The 19,612-nt window shown below is 39.0% G+C and carries 18 protein-coding genes; 11 read left to right on the top strand and 7 right to left on the bottom strand.

Annotated elements, in window-relative coordinates:
• The first annotated feature begins 277 nt into the window (after positions 1-277).
• The 3 genes from CSV73_RS09640 to CSV73_RS09630 all read left to right on the top strand — a co-directional run bounded on the left by CSV73_RS09640 (position 278) and on the right by CSV73_RS09630 (position 4,435).
• The gene (locus tag CSV73_RS09640; RefSeq protein WP_099627379.1) at positions 278-1,936 is read left to right on the top strand and encodes an FAD-dependent oxidoreductase; all 1,659 of its coding nucleotides are present in this window, start codon (positions 278-280) and stop codon (positions 1,934-1,936) included.
• A gap of 334 nt (positions 1,937-2,270) precedes the next feature.
• On the top strand, positions 2,271-3,584 hold the full coding sequence (locus CSV73_RS09635) for a short-chain fatty acid transporter (protein WP_099627378.1): 1,314 nt from the start codon (positions 2,271-2,273) through the stop codon (positions 3,582-3,584).
• Between the two features lie 209 nt (positions 3,585-3,793).
• Positions 3,794-4,435: a metal-dependent hydrolase gene (locus CSV73_RS09630; protein ID WP_099627377.1), complete on the top strand. Its 642-nt coding sequence runs from the start codon at positions 3,794-3,796 to the stop codon at positions 4,433-4,435.
• A gap of 92 nt (positions 4,436-4,527) precedes the next feature.
• Here the strand turns inward: CSV73_RS09630 and CSV73_RS09625 are convergent, their stop codons facing one another.
• Positions 4,528-5,661 carry an alcohol dehydrogenase catalytic domain-containing protein gene (locus CSV73_RS09625; protein WP_099627376.1) on the bottom strand — a complete coding sequence of 378 codons (1,134 nt, stop codon included), beginning with the start codon at positions 5,659-5,661 and terminating at the stop codon, positions 4,528-4,530.
• 177 nt (positions 5,662-5,838) lie between these two features.
• On the opposite strand from CSV73_RS09625, the gene CSV73_RS09620 reads away from it, so the two are divergent.
• The 3 genes from CSV73_RS09620 (at position 5,839) to gloA (ending at position 7,729) form a co-directional block, all read left to right on the top strand.
• The gene (locus CSV73_RS09620; RefSeq protein ID WP_085131509.1) at positions 5,839-6,324 is read left to right on the top strand and encodes a nucleoside deaminase; all 486 of its coding nucleotides are present in this window, start codon (positions 5,839-5,841) and stop codon (positions 6,322-6,324) included.
• 234 nt (positions 6,325-6,558) lie between these two features.
• The gene (gene gloB, locus CSV73_RS09615; protein WP_099627375.1) at positions 6,559-7,260 is read left to right on the top strand and encodes a hydroxyacylglutathione hydrolase; all 702 of its coding nucleotides are present in this window, start codon (positions 6,559-6,561) and stop codon (positions 7,258-7,260) included.
• An 88-nt stretch (positions 7,261-7,348) separates the two neighbouring features.
• The gene (gene gloA / locus CSV73_RS09610; protein WP_085131504.1) at positions 7,349-7,729 is read left to right on the top strand and encodes a lactoylglutathione lyase; all 381 of its coding nucleotides are present in this window, start codon (positions 7,349-7,351) and stop codon (positions 7,727-7,729) included.
• A 677-nt stretch (positions 7,730-8,406) separates the two neighbouring features.
• Here gloA and CSV73_RS09600 read toward each other — a convergent pair.
• The 6 genes from CSV73_RS09600 to CSV73_RS09565 all read right to left on the bottom strand — a co-directional run bounded on the left by CSV73_RS09600 (position 8,407) and on the right by CSV73_RS09565 (position 12,991).
• Complete coding sequence (locus CSV73_RS09600) at positions 8,407-8,943, bottom strand: DUF1572 domain-containing protein (RefSeq protein WP_099627373.1); 537 nt, start codon at positions 8,941-8,943, stop codon at positions 8,407-8,409.
• 768 nt (positions 8,944-9,711) lie between these two features.
• Positions 9,712-10,263: a hypothetical protein gene (locus tag CSV73_RS09585; protein WP_099627370.1), complete on the bottom strand. Its 552-nt coding sequence runs from the start codon at positions 10,261-10,263 to the stop codon at positions 9,712-9,714.
• A 98-nt stretch (positions 10,264-10,361) separates the two neighbouring features.
• The gene (locus CSV73_RS09580) at positions 10,362-11,216 is read right to left on the bottom strand and encodes an ABC transporter permease (protein WP_099627369.1); all 855 of its coding nucleotides are present in this window, start codon (positions 11,214-11,216) and stop codon (positions 10,362-10,364) included.
• 3 nt (positions 11,217-11,219) lie between these two features.
• The gene (locus CSV73_RS09575) at positions 11,220-12,131 is read right to left on the bottom strand and encodes an ABC transporter ATP-binding protein (RefSeq protein WP_099627368.1); all 912 of its coding nucleotides are present in this window, start codon (positions 12,129-12,131) and stop codon (positions 11,220-11,222) included.
• On the bottom strand, positions 12,115-12,537 hold the full coding sequence (locus tag CSV73_RS09570) for a DUF3021 family protein (RefSeq protein ID WP_099627367.1): 423 nt from the start codon (positions 12,535-12,537) through the stop codon (positions 12,115-12,117). Before CSV73_RS09570 ends, CSV73_RS09575 begins: the two co-directional genes overlap by 17 nt.
• Before the next feature lie 10 nt (positions 12,538-12,547).
• Entirely contained in the window at positions 12,548-12,991 is a 444-nt protein-coding gene (locus CSV73_RS09565; protein ID WP_099627366.1) for a LytTR family DNA-binding domain-containing protein, read from the bottom strand.
• A 682-nt stretch (positions 12,992-13,673) separates the two neighbouring features.
• Between CSV73_RS09565 and CSV73_RS09560 the strand changes: the two genes are divergently transcribed.
• The 5 genes from CSV73_RS09560 to CSV73_RS09530 all read left to right on the top strand — a co-directional run bounded on the left by CSV73_RS09560 (position 13,674) and on the right by CSV73_RS09530 (position 19,596).
• Positions 13,674-14,483 (top strand): RHS repeat-associated core domain-containing protein, encoded by an 810-nt coding sequence (locus CSV73_RS09560; protein ID WP_233202869.1) that lies wholly within the window; start codon positions 13,674-13,676, stop codon positions 14,481-14,483.
• Between the two features lie 652 nt (positions 14,484-15,135).
• Positions 15,136-16,071, top strand: coding sequence for an RHS repeat domain-containing protein (locus tag CSV73_RS09550; RefSeq protein ID WP_099627364.1), 936 nt, complete (start codon positions 15,136-15,138; stop codon positions 16,069-16,071).
• A gap of 127 nt (positions 16,072-16,198) precedes the next feature.
• Complete coding sequence (locus CSV73_RS09545) at positions 16,199-16,627, top strand: hypothetical protein (RefSeq protein ID WP_099627363.1); 429 nt, start codon at positions 16,199-16,201, stop codon at positions 16,625-16,627.
• Between the two features lie 338 nt (positions 16,628-16,965).
• On the top strand, positions 16,966-17,829 hold the full coding sequence (locus CSV73_RS09540) for an RHS repeat domain-containing protein (protein WP_099627362.1): 864 nt from the start codon (positions 16,966-16,968) through the stop codon (positions 17,827-17,829).
• Between the two features lie 1,170 nt (positions 17,830-18,999).
• Positions 19,000-19,596: a DUF2247 family protein gene (locus tag CSV73_RS09530; RefSeq protein ID WP_099627360.1), complete on the top strand. Its 597-nt coding sequence runs from the start codon at positions 19,000-19,002 to the stop codon at positions 19,594-19,596.
• Positions 19,597-19,612 lie beyond the last annotated feature (16 nt).

Here is a 19,612-nt window from a genome sequence, read left to right as displayed (position 1 = left end):
GTAATAATTTACAGACAATTCTATATATTGTCAACGGTCAAGATGTACTATGATTGTGAGTAGCGTGGTGATTTGTTATGTGGAAGTGTGAATCGAATAGTTCTTTCAACCGATTCACAATGGTTGAGCAGTTCCTACCTTTTATTTACAATAATACATACTATTAAGCTGTAAGCATGCATATAATTTACATGCAAGCTTAAAGGCAACTAGATTACTAGACCGGTGGAGTTGCCTACATATAAGCATAGGAAGTCATAAACAAAGGGGGATTTTTATGAAGTGGGATTACGAATATGATGTAATTGTAGTCGGTTCTGGAGCATCTGGGTTTACGGCCGCGATCACAGGAAAGAAAGAGGGCTTGAAGACGATCCTAATTGAAAAGGAGTCACGATTCGGAGGGGCGTCGGCACTTTCGGGAGGCGGGATATGGATTCCGAACAACCGCTATTTGGTCGAAGGTGGAGTAAAGGACAGTTTTCAAGAGGCCAAGACGTATTTGGACGCGACGGTCGGCGACAACACTTCGGACGAGATGAAAGAGACCTATTTGAATAAAGGGATCGAGATGCTTGACTATCTCCATGAAACTTCCGAGCATATGCGGTTTACGTATGCAAAAGACTACTCGGACTACTATCCTCATTTGGCAGGCGGAAAGGGAGAAGGGCGTTCCATTGAGCCCACGGTCTTTAACCTCAATCAGCTAGGCGATTGGAGAGAGCGGATGAAGCCGCCCGCGATGGATACGAAAGGATTTGTCATGACAGGTCAAGATTTCCGTCATATTAATATGATTACTAGAACGTGGAAAGGAAAGACGAGAAGTCTGACGCTCGGTTGGCGTCTAGTCAAGCACTTGATTTTTAGAGCCAACTATTCAGCTTTGGGCCAAGCGTTGATCGGTAGACTCGCGTTGACGTACAAAGAATTGGGTGGCGAGCTTTGGCTAGATAGCCCGTTCATCGATTTTATTATTGAAGACGATTTAATTGTCGGTATTACGATTATGAAAGATGGCAAGGAGACGCGTGTGAAGGCATCGAAAGGAGTCATTTTCGCGTCGGGTGGTTTCTCTCAGAAGCAATCGTATCGTGAGAAGTATCTTCCAGCTCCGACGGATAAAAATTGGACATCCTCTCCACCAGGACAAACGGGAGATTTATTGGATCCAGCCGAGAAGCTTGGCGCGAAATTCGGCTTCATGGACAAAGTTTGGGGAGCGCCATCTATCATTGATCATACAGGAATGCCTTTCTTCTTAGTGGCTGACCGGGCAATTCCATCGATGATTATCACAGATCAAGACGGGAACCGCTATATCAATGAGCCGACGCCATATCACGAATTTGTGGATACGATGTATGCACACAATGACAGAACCGACGGAAAGGCCATTTATTCGTGGATCATCCTCGATCATAAAGCGAAGAAACGGCATTTATTTGCGGGATTGTTTCCGGGACAGGATTTTCCTAAAGCCTATTATGAACACGGTGTGGTTCTAAAAAGCGACACGATTGCAGGATTGGAAGAGAAATTAGCGATACCGAATGGAAATCTCGTGAAGACAGTGGATCGGTTCAATGGCTTTGCGGAGACAGGAAAGGATTTGGATTTCCATAGAGGTGAAACCCAGCATGATCTGTATTACGGCGATCCTACGCTGAAAAATCCCAACTTAGATGAGCTGAACAAAGGGCCATTCTACGGATTAAAAATATATCCCGGTGATATTGGAACAAAAGGCGGAGTCGTCATGGATACTCAAGCCCGCGTATTGAAAGAGGATGGCACGCCAATCAAAGGACTGTATGCATGCGGCAATTGCTCAGCTGCTGTCATGGGAGAATCCTACCCGGGACCTGGTGCGACAATCGGACCTGGAATGACATTCGGTTATATCGCAGCCCTTCATTGCAAAGGGAACTAGTGGTATGGAGCTGTGCGACAAGATAAAGTGCCAAGTCATCACAAAATTGGCTTAGGAGAGGCATTATGTATGCTTCTCTATTTGCTATAGCGTGACTCTAGTAAAACAGACTGTGAAGAAATTACCCGGAAGTATAAAAAATCATACAGGATACTTGCGTCAAGTTGAGTTCAGAGCATGGTCTTGCGCAGTGGGTATAGAGATAAGAAATCAGTATCGCTTTTAATCGGGATTAACCGATTACTGGATGAAATGATAGACTTATAAGTTCAATGGATATAGACTGAGTTAACAGAAAAATCTGTATGAAAATTAAGGATAGGGGAGGGGTAGTATGAAACTGTTAACTAGATGGTCTAACACATTAATGGAGCGGTATTTACCAGACCCGTATATTTTCGTTGCTATTTTAACGCTGGTTGTATTCGCGCTCGGTCTTGGATTCACCGATTCGGGTCCACTCGACATGATTGTTCATTGGGGAGATGGCTTCTGGGGGCTGTTATCGTTCACGATGCAAATGGTGATCGTGCTAGTTGCGGGATACGTTTTGGCTATTAGCCCTATATTCAAGAAACTATTGAGCACGCTGGCAGGGGTTGCAAAATCTCCTGGCTCCGCAATTATACTTGTTTCCGTTGTCGCACTGATCGCTTGTTGGATTAACTGGGGGTTCGGTCTGGTCATTGGTGCCCTTTTCGCGAAGGAAATTGCAAAGAAAGTACCCAATGTTGACTACCGTCTTTTAATTGCAAGTGCTTATTCCGGTATGATTATTTGGCATGGTGGTCTAGGTGGAACCATTCCACTTTCGATCGCGACTGCAGATCATCCATTCGCTGACATAATGGGTGTCGTTCGCACATCTGAAACGATCTTTTCAACGTATAATATGATTATTGTCGTGGCGCTACTCATTGCCATTCCGATTTTGAATCGTTTTATGATGCCAAAGCCTGAAGATACCGTTACTGTCGATCCGAAACTATTAGAAGAACATATTGAAGTGGAGAAAAGTACAGATAACACGCCGGCTAGCAGACTGGAAAACAGTGTAAGTATTTCCATGCTGATCGGCGCACTCGGTCTCATTTATCTCATTCAGCATTTCCTAACCAAAGGATTCGATTTAAACTTAAACATTGTGAATTTTATTTTCCTAGTACTCGGCATTATTTTCCACGGGACACCGAAACGTTTTCTTGCCGCGGTTACAACTGCAGTTAAAACAGCCGGTGGCATCATCATCCAATTCCCGTTCTATGCAGGAATTATGGGCATGATGGTTGCTTCAGGACTTGCTGGCGTCATGTCCGAATGGTTTGTTTCCATTTCGACGGCAAGTACGTTTCCATTGTTTACGTTCTATGCGGCGGGCCTGGTGAACTTTTTTGTACCATCGGGTGGCGGTCAGTGGGCAGTGCAAGCTCCTATCATGCTCGATGCCGCGCAAACACTTGGCGTTAGCTATTCAAAAACAGCTATGGCTATTGCGTGGGGCGATGCATGGACCAACATGATTCAACCGTTCTGGGCTTTGCCAGCACTCGCCATCGCGGGACTTCGCGCAAAGGATATTATGGGCTACTGTCTTTTCATACTGTTAGTGAGTGGCGTTATTATTAGTATCGGTTTGTATTTCTTCTAAGTGAACTTGAAACGACTGGGCTAGTGTCCAGTCGTTTTTTAGTGGTGTGCAGGGAGTTTGCTGCATAGAAACGGAGGGATCAAGGGCTACTGTATTCCTGACGTAACAGAATGTTTCCCATTTCAGCTATCAATCGTTATACTAGAAAAGACGGAACGAATATACGTTCTGGATTCGACCGTACACTATACAGCTAGAGAGGTTTACATATGAAAGGCACTTCACATTTATTTATCGGCACAGCGGTCGGCGCCATTGCGGGATACGCTGTGCAGCCGGACATCCAGACTGCGTTGATTGGCGCGGCAGTCGGCGGAATATCCGGAGTCGTTCCGGATCTCGATACGAACGGACTCGCGAGCAACAGCATCACACTTAGTAAGAAAGTTAGCAAATGGCTCATGGAAACTGCTGGCATCGTTATTCTGCTGACACTCATCTATCAAGTATTTACAGAAGGACTGAGCCAAGATATTTATCTGTATGGAGGTATCGGACTTCTGTTGCTCATTGTGTCGCGACTCATCACACAGCGACGGATGCTCACCATTACCGGTATCCTCGTCATGCTTCTCGGATTTGTCCTTGACCAGTCGCTAGGTATTTTACTCGCTGGTAGTTATATTATTATTGCGTCGTTCTTGCCACATAGATCGTATACGCATTCTATTATAGGGATTGTTTTTTATGCGTATATTTTGAAGCATTTGTATATGCAGTGGCCGATCGACGGTCTGGTTGCTGCAGGGCTTGCTGGGTATGTTAGTCATCTGCTTGCGGATATGAAGATTCTTCCTGTTAATCGGCGCGGGGTTAAATGGTTTTTGCCTTTGTGGAATCGGGAGTTTTGAGGTCCCGACACAATGACAATATGTAGTTTTATTCTATAGTCATATTATTTACACAAAAAAACGCGATGAACAAACCATCGCGTTTTTATAGTTTACGGTTGGATAAGTACTTTGATACAACCGTCTTCTTTCTTATCAAAAATTGCATATGCATCTGCAGCATCTTCCAATTTTACTTTGTGGGTAATAATATCTGTCGGATCGAATTCTTTTGCTTCGATTTTTTTATATAGCTCAGGCATTAAGTGAATAACGGGTGCTTGTCCCATTTTTAAGGAAACGTTGCGTGTGAAGAAATCGCCAAGTGGGAAGTTGTTCGCATCCGTCGCATAGACACCCGTTAATTGCACCGTACCGAACTTCCGTACCACTTGTGACGCTGTGATAATCGGGCTAATTGTACCGAATTGGTTATCTCCACTGGACCCAAATGTTTCATCTGGTTGCACTGTTCCATCCATACCTACACAATCAATGACGACGTCTGCGCCGCCTTTCGTTTCTTCATGCAATAATTTGCCAATATCGTCATGTTCTTTAAAATTATAGGTTTCTACTTTATTAGTCTTTTCCGCATGCTTCAAGCGATAATCGACATGGTCTACCGAAATGACTCGTTTGGCACCTTGCATCCATGCAAATTTTTGTGCCATTAATCCAATTGGACCGGAGCCTAAAATAATGGCTGTATCGCCTTTTTTCAAGCCGCTATGAAGGACACTCCAATAGGCTGTAGGAATGACATCAGATAATAAAGCGAGATGCTCATCGTCTAGCTCGCTATTTTCTGGAACTTTAAATGACGTGAAGTCCGCATATGGAACACGTAAATATTCGGCTTGGCCACCTGGGAAGTTTCCATTTGGCTCAGCAAATCCGAATAGTCCTCCAACTTCTCCATGTGGATTGGATTCATCACATTGACTTTCCATTTCATGTTGGCAGAAGAAACATTCACCGCACCCTATATTAAACGGAATGACGACCCGGTCGCCTTTCTTTACGGTTTTCACTTCAGAACCTACTTCTTCGACAATCCCCATCGGCTCATGACCCACTACATAATCTTGCTCGGGCACAATCCCGCCATGATACAGATGCAAATCCGATCCACAAATACCACTTGTCGTAATGCGTACGATTACATCACTAGTTTCTTGGATACTCGGAGCTTTCACTTCTTTAGTGACCATCGACTTCTTTCCTTGAAATGTTACTGCTTTCATACCATCACATCCTTTTTGCGTTGTATTTATTTTGTACCCGTCTACTTTCTATGTAAACTACATAAGTAGGAATATGATGATTGATACCTAGTAGATGAAGGAATTATAAACATAACGATGTAAGTATGTTAAAAGAAGTGCTATAAAGGGAAGTGAACAATAAGGAGGGATTCATTCATGTTACAAGAAAGCGAATTGAAGCATGTACAACGATCTGTCGAATTAGCAGAAATGGCGCTACGTAAAGGAGATCAGCCATTTGGTTCGGTATTGGTTTCAGCGAGTGGTGAAGTGTTAGCTGAAGACCATAATCGTACAAGTGGTGGCGACCCGACGCAGCATCCGGAATTTGCTTTAGCACGATGGGCGGCAGATCATATGGACGCGGAAGACAGGGCGAAAGCGACAGTATTTACGTCAGGTGAACATTGCCCGATGTGTGCGACAGCGCATGGTTTAGTCGGTTTGGGACGAATTGTCTATGCGAGTTCATCGAAACAGTTAATGCAGTGGAAGAAAGAAATGGGTGTAACTACGCCTGCTCCTGTAAAGAGTTATCCAATTCAAGAAATGGTGCCTGCTATCGAAGTAGTGGGGCCAGTAGAAGGGTATGCGGAGCAAGTGCGAGAGTTGCAACGGCAGTACTATCAGAAGAATAATTGAAGTAGATTATGGGAAGAGAGCCGTTTGTTTTGGCTCTCTTCGCATAATAATAAATAAACCTTTTTTCAAAATTACAGAATCAAGGATTGAATTACAAACAGGTGAGGTGGTATCCTTCATGTGTAATAATAATCTCTGTGTTATGATAGCAGGATAAAGTAAAACTTGTCGGTGGAAAGGGAAAAGCGTCTCCAAACCACAAATTAACTATGTAACAAGGGGAGGAATCATAAAGTGATTATTCATCCAATCAACGCCTTTTCTGATAATTATATATGGTGCATTCAAGAAGAAACAGAGGTAGTGGTGGTGGATCCAGGTGAAGCGAAAGGTGTTCTTGATTACCTGGAAAAAAAGCAGCTTCGTTTGGCGGCCATTCTTTTAACTCATATGCATGAAGATCATACTGGCGGGGTACGGGAGATTCTAGCGAGTCATCCCGAAAGTCTTGTTTATGGACCGAAAGAAACGAAAGACTTGGTGAATAGAGTTGTAAAGGAAGAGGACTCCTTTAACTTGTTGAGCCAAACTGTCCAAGTCTACGAATCAGGAGGTCATACGCATGGCCATATCAGTTTTTTAATGGGAAATCATCTCTTTTGCGGGGATGCCTTGTTTTCAGCAGGATGTGGTCGGGTATTTACCGGCGATTACGAATCTCAATATGAAACTTTGCAGAAATTTAAGCGCTTGGATGATGATATACAAGTTTATCCGGGTCACGAGTATACCGAAACTAATTTACGTTTTGCATACGAAATGCATCCCGATCATAAAAAAATCTCCAACTCATTGGATGAAGTTCGGGAATTGCGTGCGAAAGGACAGCCAACGCTTCCGACAACGATCGGCAGGGAGAAGGAAATTAACCTCTTTCTGCAAGCGGAAACATTGGAAGACTTTATCGAATTACGTAACGCGCGTGATAACTTTTAGGATAACTAACTTTATGCAATCGCATAAAGTGTACTGATATGGTATCTATGATAAGATTAAGTCAATAAAATCATGGAGGATGATAGTGATGAACCAAGTACTCGTTGAAATTTGTTTACGCGTTAGAGACATTGATGCTACCTTAGATTTTTATACGGAGCTTTTTGATTTTGAAGTAGCCAGTCGCAGAGAATTCCCTGAGCATAAATTTGATTTGATCTACCTAAATTCACCAGGTTCTTCCGTACAAATAGAACTTACGTATAATTATGATGCAGAACCATATGTTATAGGAAATGGTTTCAGTCATTTAGGCGTAACAGTAGATGATTTAGAAAAAATGCATGAAATTTGTAAAGCTTCTTCTTATGAAACAGGTGACTTGAAAGGACTTGCAGGTGGAACACCTTCTTACTTCTTTGTTACTGACCCTGATGGCTATAGAATCGAAGTTAAGCGTAAGCACTAAAAAGTTCTACATACAATACTGATTGTAAAAAGCCTAACCTCCAGCCTCTACTTACAAAATAGAGATCGAGGTGTAGGCTTTTATTTTGGTTCTATAATACATGTTGGGGTCTTTGTATTTATGAATTCTGAGATTTTTATCTGAATGTCAGGAGAAGGACTTAGATTTTCCAGATGAGGATTATGCAGCACTCTTCTAAATTCTTTTGATTCGAGATTCAATTTCAAAAGCCGTTCTTCGTTGCGGCTCTACTGATTCACCTAGTCGCTCCGGCTGTAGCGAAGATCAACATTTCGATTAACGACTTTACCAAATGTTCTTTATTACGCGGATCATCATTCTTGGGATAAACATCAAGACGTTCCAAGCCACTTCAAATAAGATGGAATCCCTAAGCTCAATTAGGATATCTTTAAAAAAGCCGTTTCGTTTTTTTCTATTATTTTTCATCTACTAAACCTCAATAACTCATTTTTTTGTATTTTAATCCACTCTTGGTTGTAACAAATATATGGTTCGCCATTAAACTCTTGTTTTATTATATATATTTATCCACAGGCAAAGTCCCAACCTTTTTACTACTATTCTATCCTTTAGTTGAATTAGAAAAAGAGCTGTCTTAGCAGCTCAATGATCTTCAAGTATAGCACCTGTTTAGGGAACAAAAGTCTACTATTTTAAGACCGATGTTTTTTTAACTTCTGCTGTAAGTACTCTTTTGATTTTCCTTTAGGAATACTTAGGGTTTCCCAGTTCTCGTCTTTTAATTGCTTACCAATATGAACAATCTGCCCAACATGATAAGCGTAATGAGCCATTTGTCTTTCAATTGCTTCTAGCACAGTGTGTTTCTCACCCCGAATGGTTATATTTTTTAATAAATCATGGCTTTCTAATCCATTCAATGTATCAAGAAGCGTGTTCCATCCTTTATCCCAAATAGTTATCATTTCCTGTTTTGAGGAGATGTCATCCTCGAATTCCTGATCACGATTTCTGGAAGATTTCTCTCCATCTGATGTTAAAAAATCAGACCATCTAGATATCATATTTCCGCTTAAATGTTTTGCGATAATTGCAATGCTATTTGAAGCTTCGTTTAATTTCCAGTGTATGTCCTCATCTGATAATTGGCTTATTGTTTTATCTCCAAGACTTTTAACGCTTTCAAATCTTTCTTGTACAATCTTCAAGTATTCATATCCAATACTCATAAATATGCCCCCTTGTTTTTATACAACAATCTGGCCTTATTGTGGAAAATCCTTCTTCAGTTATCGCGCCCGATTCTTTCTTAATAAAGGTATTTTTCTATAAAGAAAGTACGATAGTGCCAATTGAACAATAAACCAGACCAATAGTAAATACATTACTTTTTCTAATTCTACAATCAAAACTAAAGCAGTATTAGGTATAGAAAAAACAACAGATATAAACATTAATTTCCACGATTTCTTTTTAAAAGCATAAAATGCAAACAAAATTGATAAAGCTAATAAAACCCACAAGCCTATGAAAACATACCAAAAGAAGATAAAATCAATCATTTTCACACCTCACAACACAGAAATAACACAACGGAACTTTCAAATAGTTATTTTGACTTCTAACATTTCTCACTCACCTAATACTCAAGATAATGACCCGCTTGCTTAATAAGCCAACCTCTTATCATTCATTTCAGCATAAAGTTCCTTTTTTACATTGACGTTTTCTATTACTTCAAAATTCTTTCCTAGTAAACCATTCCATTCATCAATGAACATGCATTTGACAACGTAATTAGCAAGAGTACATAAATTTATGCGCTGTTGAAAATTTGTCTGCCTATCATAAGGTGATTTACTATGGATTGTTGATTGTAACGTTATTTCAAAAACAAAAATAGGGACTCCCACTCAAGTACGAATTGAGTCTCTAGATGCCATGCGTTTTAAAAAAACATTCCATGTACCAAACCCATATCTCCATGAAACAGCACGTTACCTATGTCGATGAACTTTTTCAGCACGTGGCCAAATGAAGTAGGAGAGCGAGATCACCATATCAAGGCCTACGATGAGCGCCCAAAGCTTCAACATTTGAGAGAGTGCTTCCGTTTTATTGGCATCTCCAATTAGGTAAATCATTGCGAACAAGAATCCGCCACCGATGATAAATGCTAGTACATGTTGCGATGCACCTTTCACGGAATGGCGTGCATGTGCATATCCTGTTTTCTTCGCTGGTTTTGTGCCTTGCTTCTTGACGTAGTAAAGAAAGCGTTCATCCGCCCAGCGAATCATACTTTTTCCGAATGCGATTGATACGCCGAGATAAATCGCCGCAATGGCATGAACTTGTGTAGCCACAGCGCCATTATAAAGATCGGAAGCCGTGACGACTAGCAATAGTAAATCGATGACTGGTGTTAACGCTAGAAAAAATAAACCGAGTCGTTTTTTATTACATACATATCGTGTAATGAGGCCAGCAAGAATAACGACCCAAAAGCCTATTTCACAAGCAATAATCGTCCAAGCAATGAAATCCATTCATTCACCTCTTTTACTAGAATGGTATTGGTTATGTGTATCATAGCATAAACATTCCGAATCGTTTATGGACTGGATACCATTTAATGGTTTAATACTTATCTTCTACTATATTTCATCACACTCACTGAAAGTATAAAGAAAATGATGGTGATCAGTAGGAGATACACGACACTGACGAATGGAGGGATTTGCCATCCATTTACTTTGAAGAACACGCCCATATTCAACTGAAAGCTTTCTTTCACTTCAACGGGTGCTTGAGCGAATGCTTCGGCCATAGGAGCGTCCATGAGAAATTGCCGAAGCAAAGCAGCGATATGTGAGATGGGGAAGATGTGTATCATACTTTGTAAGTAGGCAGGTAAAGTGCCGATTGGAATGTAGATACCTGTAAGAAAACCAATTAATGTACCAATTACTGTACTAGCCGCAGCGAATGCAGGGGAGGTTTTGAAGAAAATGACAAGTAGAGAGATCATGGAACCAGCAGTCAAAACGGCTAGAAATATGACGCCTACCGATTGAATGATTTGTATGAATGAAAGTACCGGCTCCCCAGTGGCGAAAAGCATAGCGTTTGCTACAAGAAGAGTCATACTGCACATCAGAAATCCTATGGAGAGTGAGCTAATTATATAGCCACCGAGTAATACGGATTGTTTAATTGGTGTGACACGGAAATCTTTATAGGCATTGGTTGCTTGGTCGTTTACCATCACACTGAATGCGCCTAATGTGGTCGTCACACTCGTAACCGTGACGACCCCCGCAATAATCCAAGACAGCAACAGCCAATGCTTTGCTGGAAAGTCTGGCACTCCATCCGCGATCAGATCACCAAGAAAGAATACATAGAGTGCAATCAAGATGAACACAGCTAGCAATGAGAAAAACACTGCAGACTTATCCCGAAAATAGAGCAGTACATTCCTTTTAGCGAAAACTAGCATCGTCTACACACCCTCTCGATCATGAATACGGATAAAGACATCATCCAAACTAGATTTTCGTACTTCAAAAGACGTAATAAGCGATTGGTATGTATGTAACATAGGAATAGCTGCTATCGTATTCGGTAAATCGATTGTGTATCCGCCAGTTTCTTCTTGAAACAGCACATGATCATGTAGAAATTGCGTGCGCAGTGCAGTGTGATCGGTTGTCGTAATGAATAAGCGATCCGCAGAGTATTGCTGTTTTAAATCAATCGGAGTGCCTTTGGCGATAATCCGTCCTTCTTTTATCACTATAACGAAATCCGAATTCGCGGCCTCTTCTATATAATGTGTCGTCAGAAAAACGGTCATACCATGCTCTTTTTGTAAGTGTCCAATCATTTTCCAGATTTGCTGACGACTTTGAGGATCGAGTCCTGTTGTCGGTTCATCGAGCAACAAAATCTTGGGTTGATGGAGAAGGGCACGTGCGATATCGACTCTTCGCTTCTGGCCCCCAGATAATTTGCCGTATCGCTGCTTTAAGATGGAATGAATATCTACAATTTCAACGCATCGCTGTATGGCAGACAGTATTTCATGCTTTGCCATTCCATATAATTGTGCACGAATTGCCAAGTTCTCTTGTACAGACAATAGTGGATCTAACAAGCTTTCTTGGAAGACGACTCCGATCTCTTTTCGAATGAATTCATCCTCTTTACCAACCGTAAATCCGTTGACCGTTACGGAGCCGCTGTCCGGTTGGAGCACGGTTAAAATAATAGAAATCACGGTAGATTTACCGGCACCGTTCGTTCCAAGAAATGAGAATAGACTTCCTTTTGTCACGTAGAAATTCAACTCGTCAACTGCTTTCACATGACCGAAAGATTTACTGACATTTTCCACTTCAATGATCGTTTGCATCCCGATTCCTCCTCTGCAAGATCGTGTGATTTATTTTTAACTCATCTGCTTTATTGTTCAAGTAAATCAATACAATAACAGAACCATACGCAATAAGCCCCACCAGTACAGCCATCACTAGGTTATACAACCCGAAAGGATATAAGTCGAAAAATGCACCGGCTACGATCATCACAGTCATAACGCAGCTAGCTTCTACTGCATACACCCATATTGGATTCTCTAGTGGCAATAGATGCGAAAGCCAAATGAGAATCGTAATGACGATGGAAATAACTAGCATGGACAGAGTCATCTTTTCTGTCAGTGGAGGGAAGATTCCAAGTAACCGGAATAAAGAGTAGACGATTGTGCTGAATGTAAACGCAAAGCAAGCCCCGCTTATATAGAGTAAAAGATTTTTCAACTGGATCACCTCATCCTAGGAAATGCTTTCGAAATATTTTTGCGTAGTGTCGATTCACGATGACCATTTCACCGTTTTCTAAGGTGGCTTCAAATCGCCCATTCAATAACGCACGCACACTTTCTATTTTGGATGTATTGACCATCATATGTTTGCTGACTCGTAGAAATCGCGTATTTTTCAATTGATTCTCAAATTCATAAAGCTTTAGTTCGCTTTCATAGACGTCTTCTTGTGTGTACAAAAAGGAGGCATTATCTACTGTCTCGATATATAGAACATCACTGGATTGTATCGAATACACAGCGTCATCTTGTGTAACTGTAAAGCTATACATCATTTGATTGATCTGCTGGATAAGCCGGGATAAGCGTTCATCTACTTCAGGACATTTAATGGTGATTTCAATCTCCTGAAATGTAGTGGATTCTTCAATTTTCAGCCGTATGGTCATCACCCCCAGTTAGTCTTCATGGCTGAATCGTATCACGGTCATGGAAATCGAACAATAGCTTTTACAGTGACCTGCATATAGAAGGGGCTTAGTTGCATGAAGAGCTGTTGTGATTCAAATGAATGGTGAATGAATTGGATAAGCAATGCTCGTTCAGAAGATCATCAAGGCAACGTACGGTGTTATATATTCATTGTTTTCATTCGAGAATGAAGGAAGTCAAAGGGGAAGATGGGATGTTTGCGGCTGGGCGAAAAAATATGCATCAAATAGATCAGTATAAGATAGAAACGCTCGGACTGCGGGGATGGTGTTAATGGAAAATAGTCGATTATTTATGTGAATGAAGAGACGATACCGGAAGTACAACATCTACTTTTGGATGTAATTTTAATCAATAAATTGTATCTGTTTAAAGTGCTTTTTTGCACTTTAAAGTATGCGATTTCTAAACAATGAAAGTACTTATACAAGCTGTGAGGTAGGTGTTACATTCGGTTGTGCAATATAACGCTTAATAATAAACACAAAATATCTCTTAAAGTGACAGATGTTCTTGGAAACGAAAGGTGTAGGAGTATAAAATGCCTGCAACAAAAAAAATAATAGACTATATTTCCTGCACCTTGTTGTGAAATTATTAGTAGTTAAATATATATAAATGGCCGTGCATTAAGTTACTTTGACGCATTTCTTTACTCCTGAATTCATATATACTGTTCAAGTATTATTTGAAGAAGATGCAAGTGGCAATCTTACAAAAGCCTTCACATACGACGATAACGGCAACCCATTGACAATGACCTACCAGGGGGCAACCTATTATTACCTCACAAACTACCGTGGAGATGTCCTCGCGCTTGTGAACGAATCAGGTGATAGAGTCGCAACCTACACATACGACGCGTGGGGGAATATTTTAACGCAAAGTGGTAGTGAAATCGCAACCATCAACCCATATCGTTACGCAGGTTACCGTTATGATGAAGATACGAAGTTATACTATCTAATGGCACGTTATTATAATCCAGATACAGGAGTATTCCTATCACTTGATCCTATACGTGGGGATTTAACAAATCCAACTACACTAAATGGCTATAACTACGCGAATAATAATCCCGTGATGAATGTGGATCCGGATGGGGAATATTGGAAAAACGCTTGGTGGAATAAAAAATCATTTTTAGCAAAAACCATAAATGCTGTATTATTCATTGTTTCCGTATACTTAGGAGGTAGTATAGCAAAAATATTATCAAAGTATGCAAAAAAACAATTAACGGCAGCTAAAGGTATAATTTTTGCTGATAAGGTAAGGAGGAATTTGAGAAGGAAAGGTATCTCAGCAAATGTTGCGAGTAAAGTTGTCTCTACATTGACTATAGCAACAAATATTGCGGGTTTTTATAGCGATCCTGGAAAGCATATATTTGAATTTTTAGATAGGAGAGACAAGTATCCGAATAACGGATATTTTAATGGATATTAATGGAGGTTAGTTAATTTAAGGAAGTTTCGAAAGGCGAATGTAACGTAAGACGATGGCTCCCCGGGAAAGCACGAACGAAAAAAGTCCATTGTAGCAGTAGCGAAAACAAGCTGTCCTCACGAAGTGTGATTAAAAGTAAAACGAATAATTAATAATTTCACTTTATGTATTCCCGGATATTTTGATTGAAATAGAAATTTAAAATTAATTTAAGTAGGGTGAAAATAATGAAAAACCAACTACTTAGAATGGTAGCTTATTCATTTATAATGTTGTCTTTACTTTTCTCAGGTAGATTAAATTTTTTTGTATTAGCTATAGCGTATTCTGTTTTTACATTTTTAGAGTTATTTTTTTATGAAAAGGGATATTTTATTGAAAATAAATATGTAAAAAAAATATATAAAGTAATATTTATTTTCACGGCAATATTAATAATTTTCAATAGAGAACACATCATATAATAGATTCTTCCACAATTGATGAATGTATTCTGTGCAACAAATTAATGCCTTTGTTTAAATATTCATTCTCCTCGAACAATCGTGAATGTTTAAACACAGCGGGCAACCGTACTACCAAAACAATATTAAACAACGGATTACCAACAACCGTAGACTATTCGTTTAATAAGGCAAATTAATTAAAGAGAGTGAACGGTCAAGCATATGAAGTAGATGCAAATGGCAACCTGCTTAATAATGGTAAATTCCGCTATGAATGGAACGACTTTTATCAACTAACGAAAGTAGCGACAATTGAAGGTGAAATTGTATCAGAGTATCAATACTTTGACCAAGGCAGACGCGTGTATTTAAATACGTCTAGAGGCGAAACGTATTACCGTTATAACGGAACATCCAACCAAGTATTATTTGAAGAAGATCCAAGTGGCAACCTCACAAAAGCCTACACATACGACGATAACGACAACCCATTGACAATGACCTACCAGGGTGAAACCTATTATTACCTCACAAACTACCGCGGGGATGTCCTCGCGCTTGTGAACGAATCGGGTGAAAAAGTCGCAACGTACACATACGATGCATGGGGGAATATTTTAACGCAATCTGGTCCGATGACTTCTGAAAATCCTTATCGCTATGCAGGATACCGTTACGATGAAGAAACGAAGTTATATTATCTAATGGCACGTTATTATAATCCTAATACAGGGGTATTCTTATCGCTTGACCCTGTACGTGGGGATACAATGAATCCTATCACAATGAATGGTTATAGCTATGCGAATAATAATCCGGTGATGTATGTGGATCCTGATGGGGAATTTCCTAAAGTTATACTTTGGATAGTCTTAAGAGCCGCAATTCCCTTAATAAAAAAAATGATTACGAGAGCTACCCCATATTTAATAAAAAAGCATGGTCAACAAGTTGTAAATTTAGCCAATAAAATGTTGAAAGGTAATAAACATGTTAAAATTATTGGACCAACGGATAAAAATATCATAGTAGTAGTGTATAAAAATAAACGCATGTTTTCTATTGATTATCACGGAGTTAAGCAAATGTATCGAAAACCAAATTTTGCAAAATCCTTTAGAGATGACGTCACTCCAGTATAGCATTATCATTTTAAAAACGATCAAATTTCATTATATTTTTAGATGGGCAATTCCTGGAAAAAGATTTATTAAACAAGACGCGAAACATATACTGGTTTGGTAGTTCATCAGAAAGAGAGGGAAGTATTTGAGTTATAGAACGTATATAGGAACGCAAACAAAAATTAACTTTGAGATATTTGAAGGGAATACGGAATTCGATTTTGTATTGGAACTTGTAGAGCATATAGATGACCTTGAAAATATTGGGAATGTAATCAAGTTACCAAATATTTATGAATGTATGACAACAGATAGTAGTGCAATCATTTTTGATTGGGATCGAGAGTTTTTACTTTATAACAAAAAGAGCTGTGAGGAAAGTGTTAAAGCTTTCCGAAGCCTATGTTCCCTTTTAAGAAAGCATTTAAAGTTTAAAGAGACAGCTGTCTTTTATGCAGAGTGGATAGGTGACCCATCAGGAGAAATAATGAAACAAATAGTTGATTTAAGTAACATCCAAATTAGAGAAGTCAATATTGGACATAAAACATTTTTGGAACTATTAAATCTGTAATACATTTATGTCTAATTACGCCCACCTATTTTTTAGGTGGGCGTTTGTGGTGATGTGCACGGCATGGATAATCGTTAGGTGGTGAAAGTCCACAACAGACTTGGCAGTAGGAACGAAGGCAAGGGTGTCCTCCGCGAGGAATAATAGGGTGCCTGCGTAAGAAATAATTGTGTTTGTTAAAACACACACGATTGTTTAATCAAAAACGAATTTACAAACCTCCATGATTATTTCTTACACAGGATACTTTTAAAAAGTGAAATATACTTGGATGGTATAGAGAATTACTATGAGATTCACTATACGTACGTCTCAGCGGGCAACCGTACTTCTAAAAAATGATAAACAAAGGATTACTAACAACCGTAGACTATTCGTTTAATAAGACAAATCAATTAAAAAGTGTGAATGGTCAAACATGTGAAGAAGATCCAAGTGGCAACCTCACAAAAGCCTACACATACGACGATAACGGCAACCCATTGACAATGACCTACCAGGGTGAAACCTATTACTACCTCACAAACTACCGTGGAGATGTCCTCGCACTTGTGAACAAATCAGGGGAAAGAGTCGCAACCTACACATACGATGCGTGGGGGAATATTTTAACGCAACCTGGTCCGATGGCTTCTGAAAATCCTTATCGCTATGCAGGATATCGTTATGATGAAGTAACGAAGTTATATTATCTAATGGCACGTTATTATAATCCAGATACGGGGGTATTCCTATCACTTGACCCTGTACGTGGGGATACAATGAATCCTATCACAATGAATGGTTATAGCTATGCGAATAATAATCCGGTGATAAATGTAGATCCTGAAGGGATATTTGCATGGGCTATTGTCGGTGCAATCTCAGGTGGTTTAATTGCTTGGGGAATCTATACACTTGAAGTTAAACTAAAAATAAGAAAGTATTCTAGGAATTCTCTATTCGCTAAAATTGGAGCTTCAGCGGGATTAGGTGCTCTTTCTGGTGGGATATCTGGAGTAGCAAAGTTTGGAGGGCTTTTAAACAGATCATTAAAAGCTGGTATTTTGACAAAAAGAGAAGTAAGTTTATATAAAAAATTTATTACAGTTAAGCACTTTGTTACAAATTCTGCAGTTAACATCGGTTCCAAGAAGCCTGGTAGCGAAACTTGGACGAGTTTTGTTACGAAAAAAATGAGGAGATTAGGAATCCCAATTTAAAAATTATATTAGATGGGATGAAGTTGAAATTAGTAATGATAATACTGGGAATAGTATTATGTATAATTTCCCTAAGTTTTTTAATTTTAGTGCTCAAAGATAAAAAGACTTTAAAGAGTAAACTTTCTGCACTGATATATTATGTTACTGAACCATTTGGGGGTAGTGTTTTATTATATTTGGGAGTATTGCTGATAATAGTCGGTCTAATTATTTAGTTTACACAAGACAAGCGACTTCGAGTAATCATATTTCGGAGTATAATTAAGCAGGTGCCTGTGCAATAAACTATTGTGTTTGTTTGGAAATTCAAATTCGTTTCAAAAATTGTGAATTTACGAACCTTCACGACTGTTTCTCGCACAGGTCCTTTTTAAAGTTAAATATACCTTGACGGTACAGAGATTCACTATACGTACGATGCAGCGGGCAACCGTACTTCTAAAAAGTAATAAACAACGGATTCCCAACAACAGTAGACTATTCGTTTAATAAGGCAAATCAATTAAAGAGCGTGAATGGTCAAGCATATGAAGTAGAGGCAAATGGGAACATGCTTAATGATGGTAAATTCCGCTATGAATGGAACGCCTTTGATCAACTGACGAAAGTAGCTACAGTTGAATATATTAATTTTAGTAAAAGAAAATAGAAAAGAGATGTAATAATGGTAATATGGCAACAATTCATCCTGGTTGGAATTGCATTAGTGCTGTTAATAGAGTTATTATTATCAATATTTAAAAGATCAGGTGGAAATTTAATTTTAAAAAAGAAATTTATATTTTTTCTTTTTATTAGTAGTTTAATTAGTACACTCATTAACCCAGCATTGCAGATAATCTATTTAGAAGTGCACATATTGGTAATATTATTTCTTTGTGTTGCACTAATTAAATTTAAGAATGGAGAAGCTATTAAATTTACCTTACTAATGCTCGGTTTCTTACTTTTCATTCTTATCGGTATGTATCTGGTGTATCCATTTTTTCTTTAGATATTATCACTGGTGAGTATTTGCCATGATTATGGGTATCTGGTCCGGGTCATTAACGCAGCGACAACTGCCGAGGAACGGTAAAAGATGCTGAATTATACAAAGACCGACCGGGTGGATCTGAATGCCATTGTCCAGTCCATCTTGCAGGGAAAGTAGGTAAACTTTAATAAATGTCAGGAGAAAATCAAACAAATAACATTGTAGAGAATTCATTATTAATTGTTGTACCTTATGAATTTGTAATTAGTAAAACTGATTTATCTTGGAAAGAATTATATTTTGGGACCAAGTGTGGATTTATTAAACCTGATGCGGCAATCGAAAAAGCTGTTAAACTCATTTCTCAAGAAGAAAAGATTTCAACTTCATTAGTAGACTTAGGAAGCTTGTTTAAACATGAAGTATCATTAGTAGAACCATATTTGGTAGAATTAGCTGATCAAGAACCCGTACAAGATATAAATAACATTAAAGAAAAGTGGTTGTATCTTATACTAAGCTGGCTATTCAAACATAAAGAACAATACACTATCTTACATGCGGAAGTACCTTATTTACTGCACGATTCATATGAAAAGGTGTCTGTAATATGGGAGGATTTCGATAGACCAGTTGTTCTTGAAGATCTCTTTGGTGAAAAGTATATTAATGCTCCAACGTATTTCATAATAAATAATGAATCACGCGACTTAACAAATTTTGATGAATTGTGGGAAAGTTTTTTAAATACACAAGAAAAACGCTTTTTATCTGCGCCGATTTTATAATTAAGCGAGACACCAA

Source organism: Sporosarcina sp. P1, from assembly GCF_002743155.1.
Lineage (GTDB): Bacteria > Bacillota > Bacilli > Bacillales_A > Planococcaceae > Sporosarcina > Sporosarcina ureae_B.
This window is presented reverse-complemented; position numbering and strand designations above follow the sequence as displayed.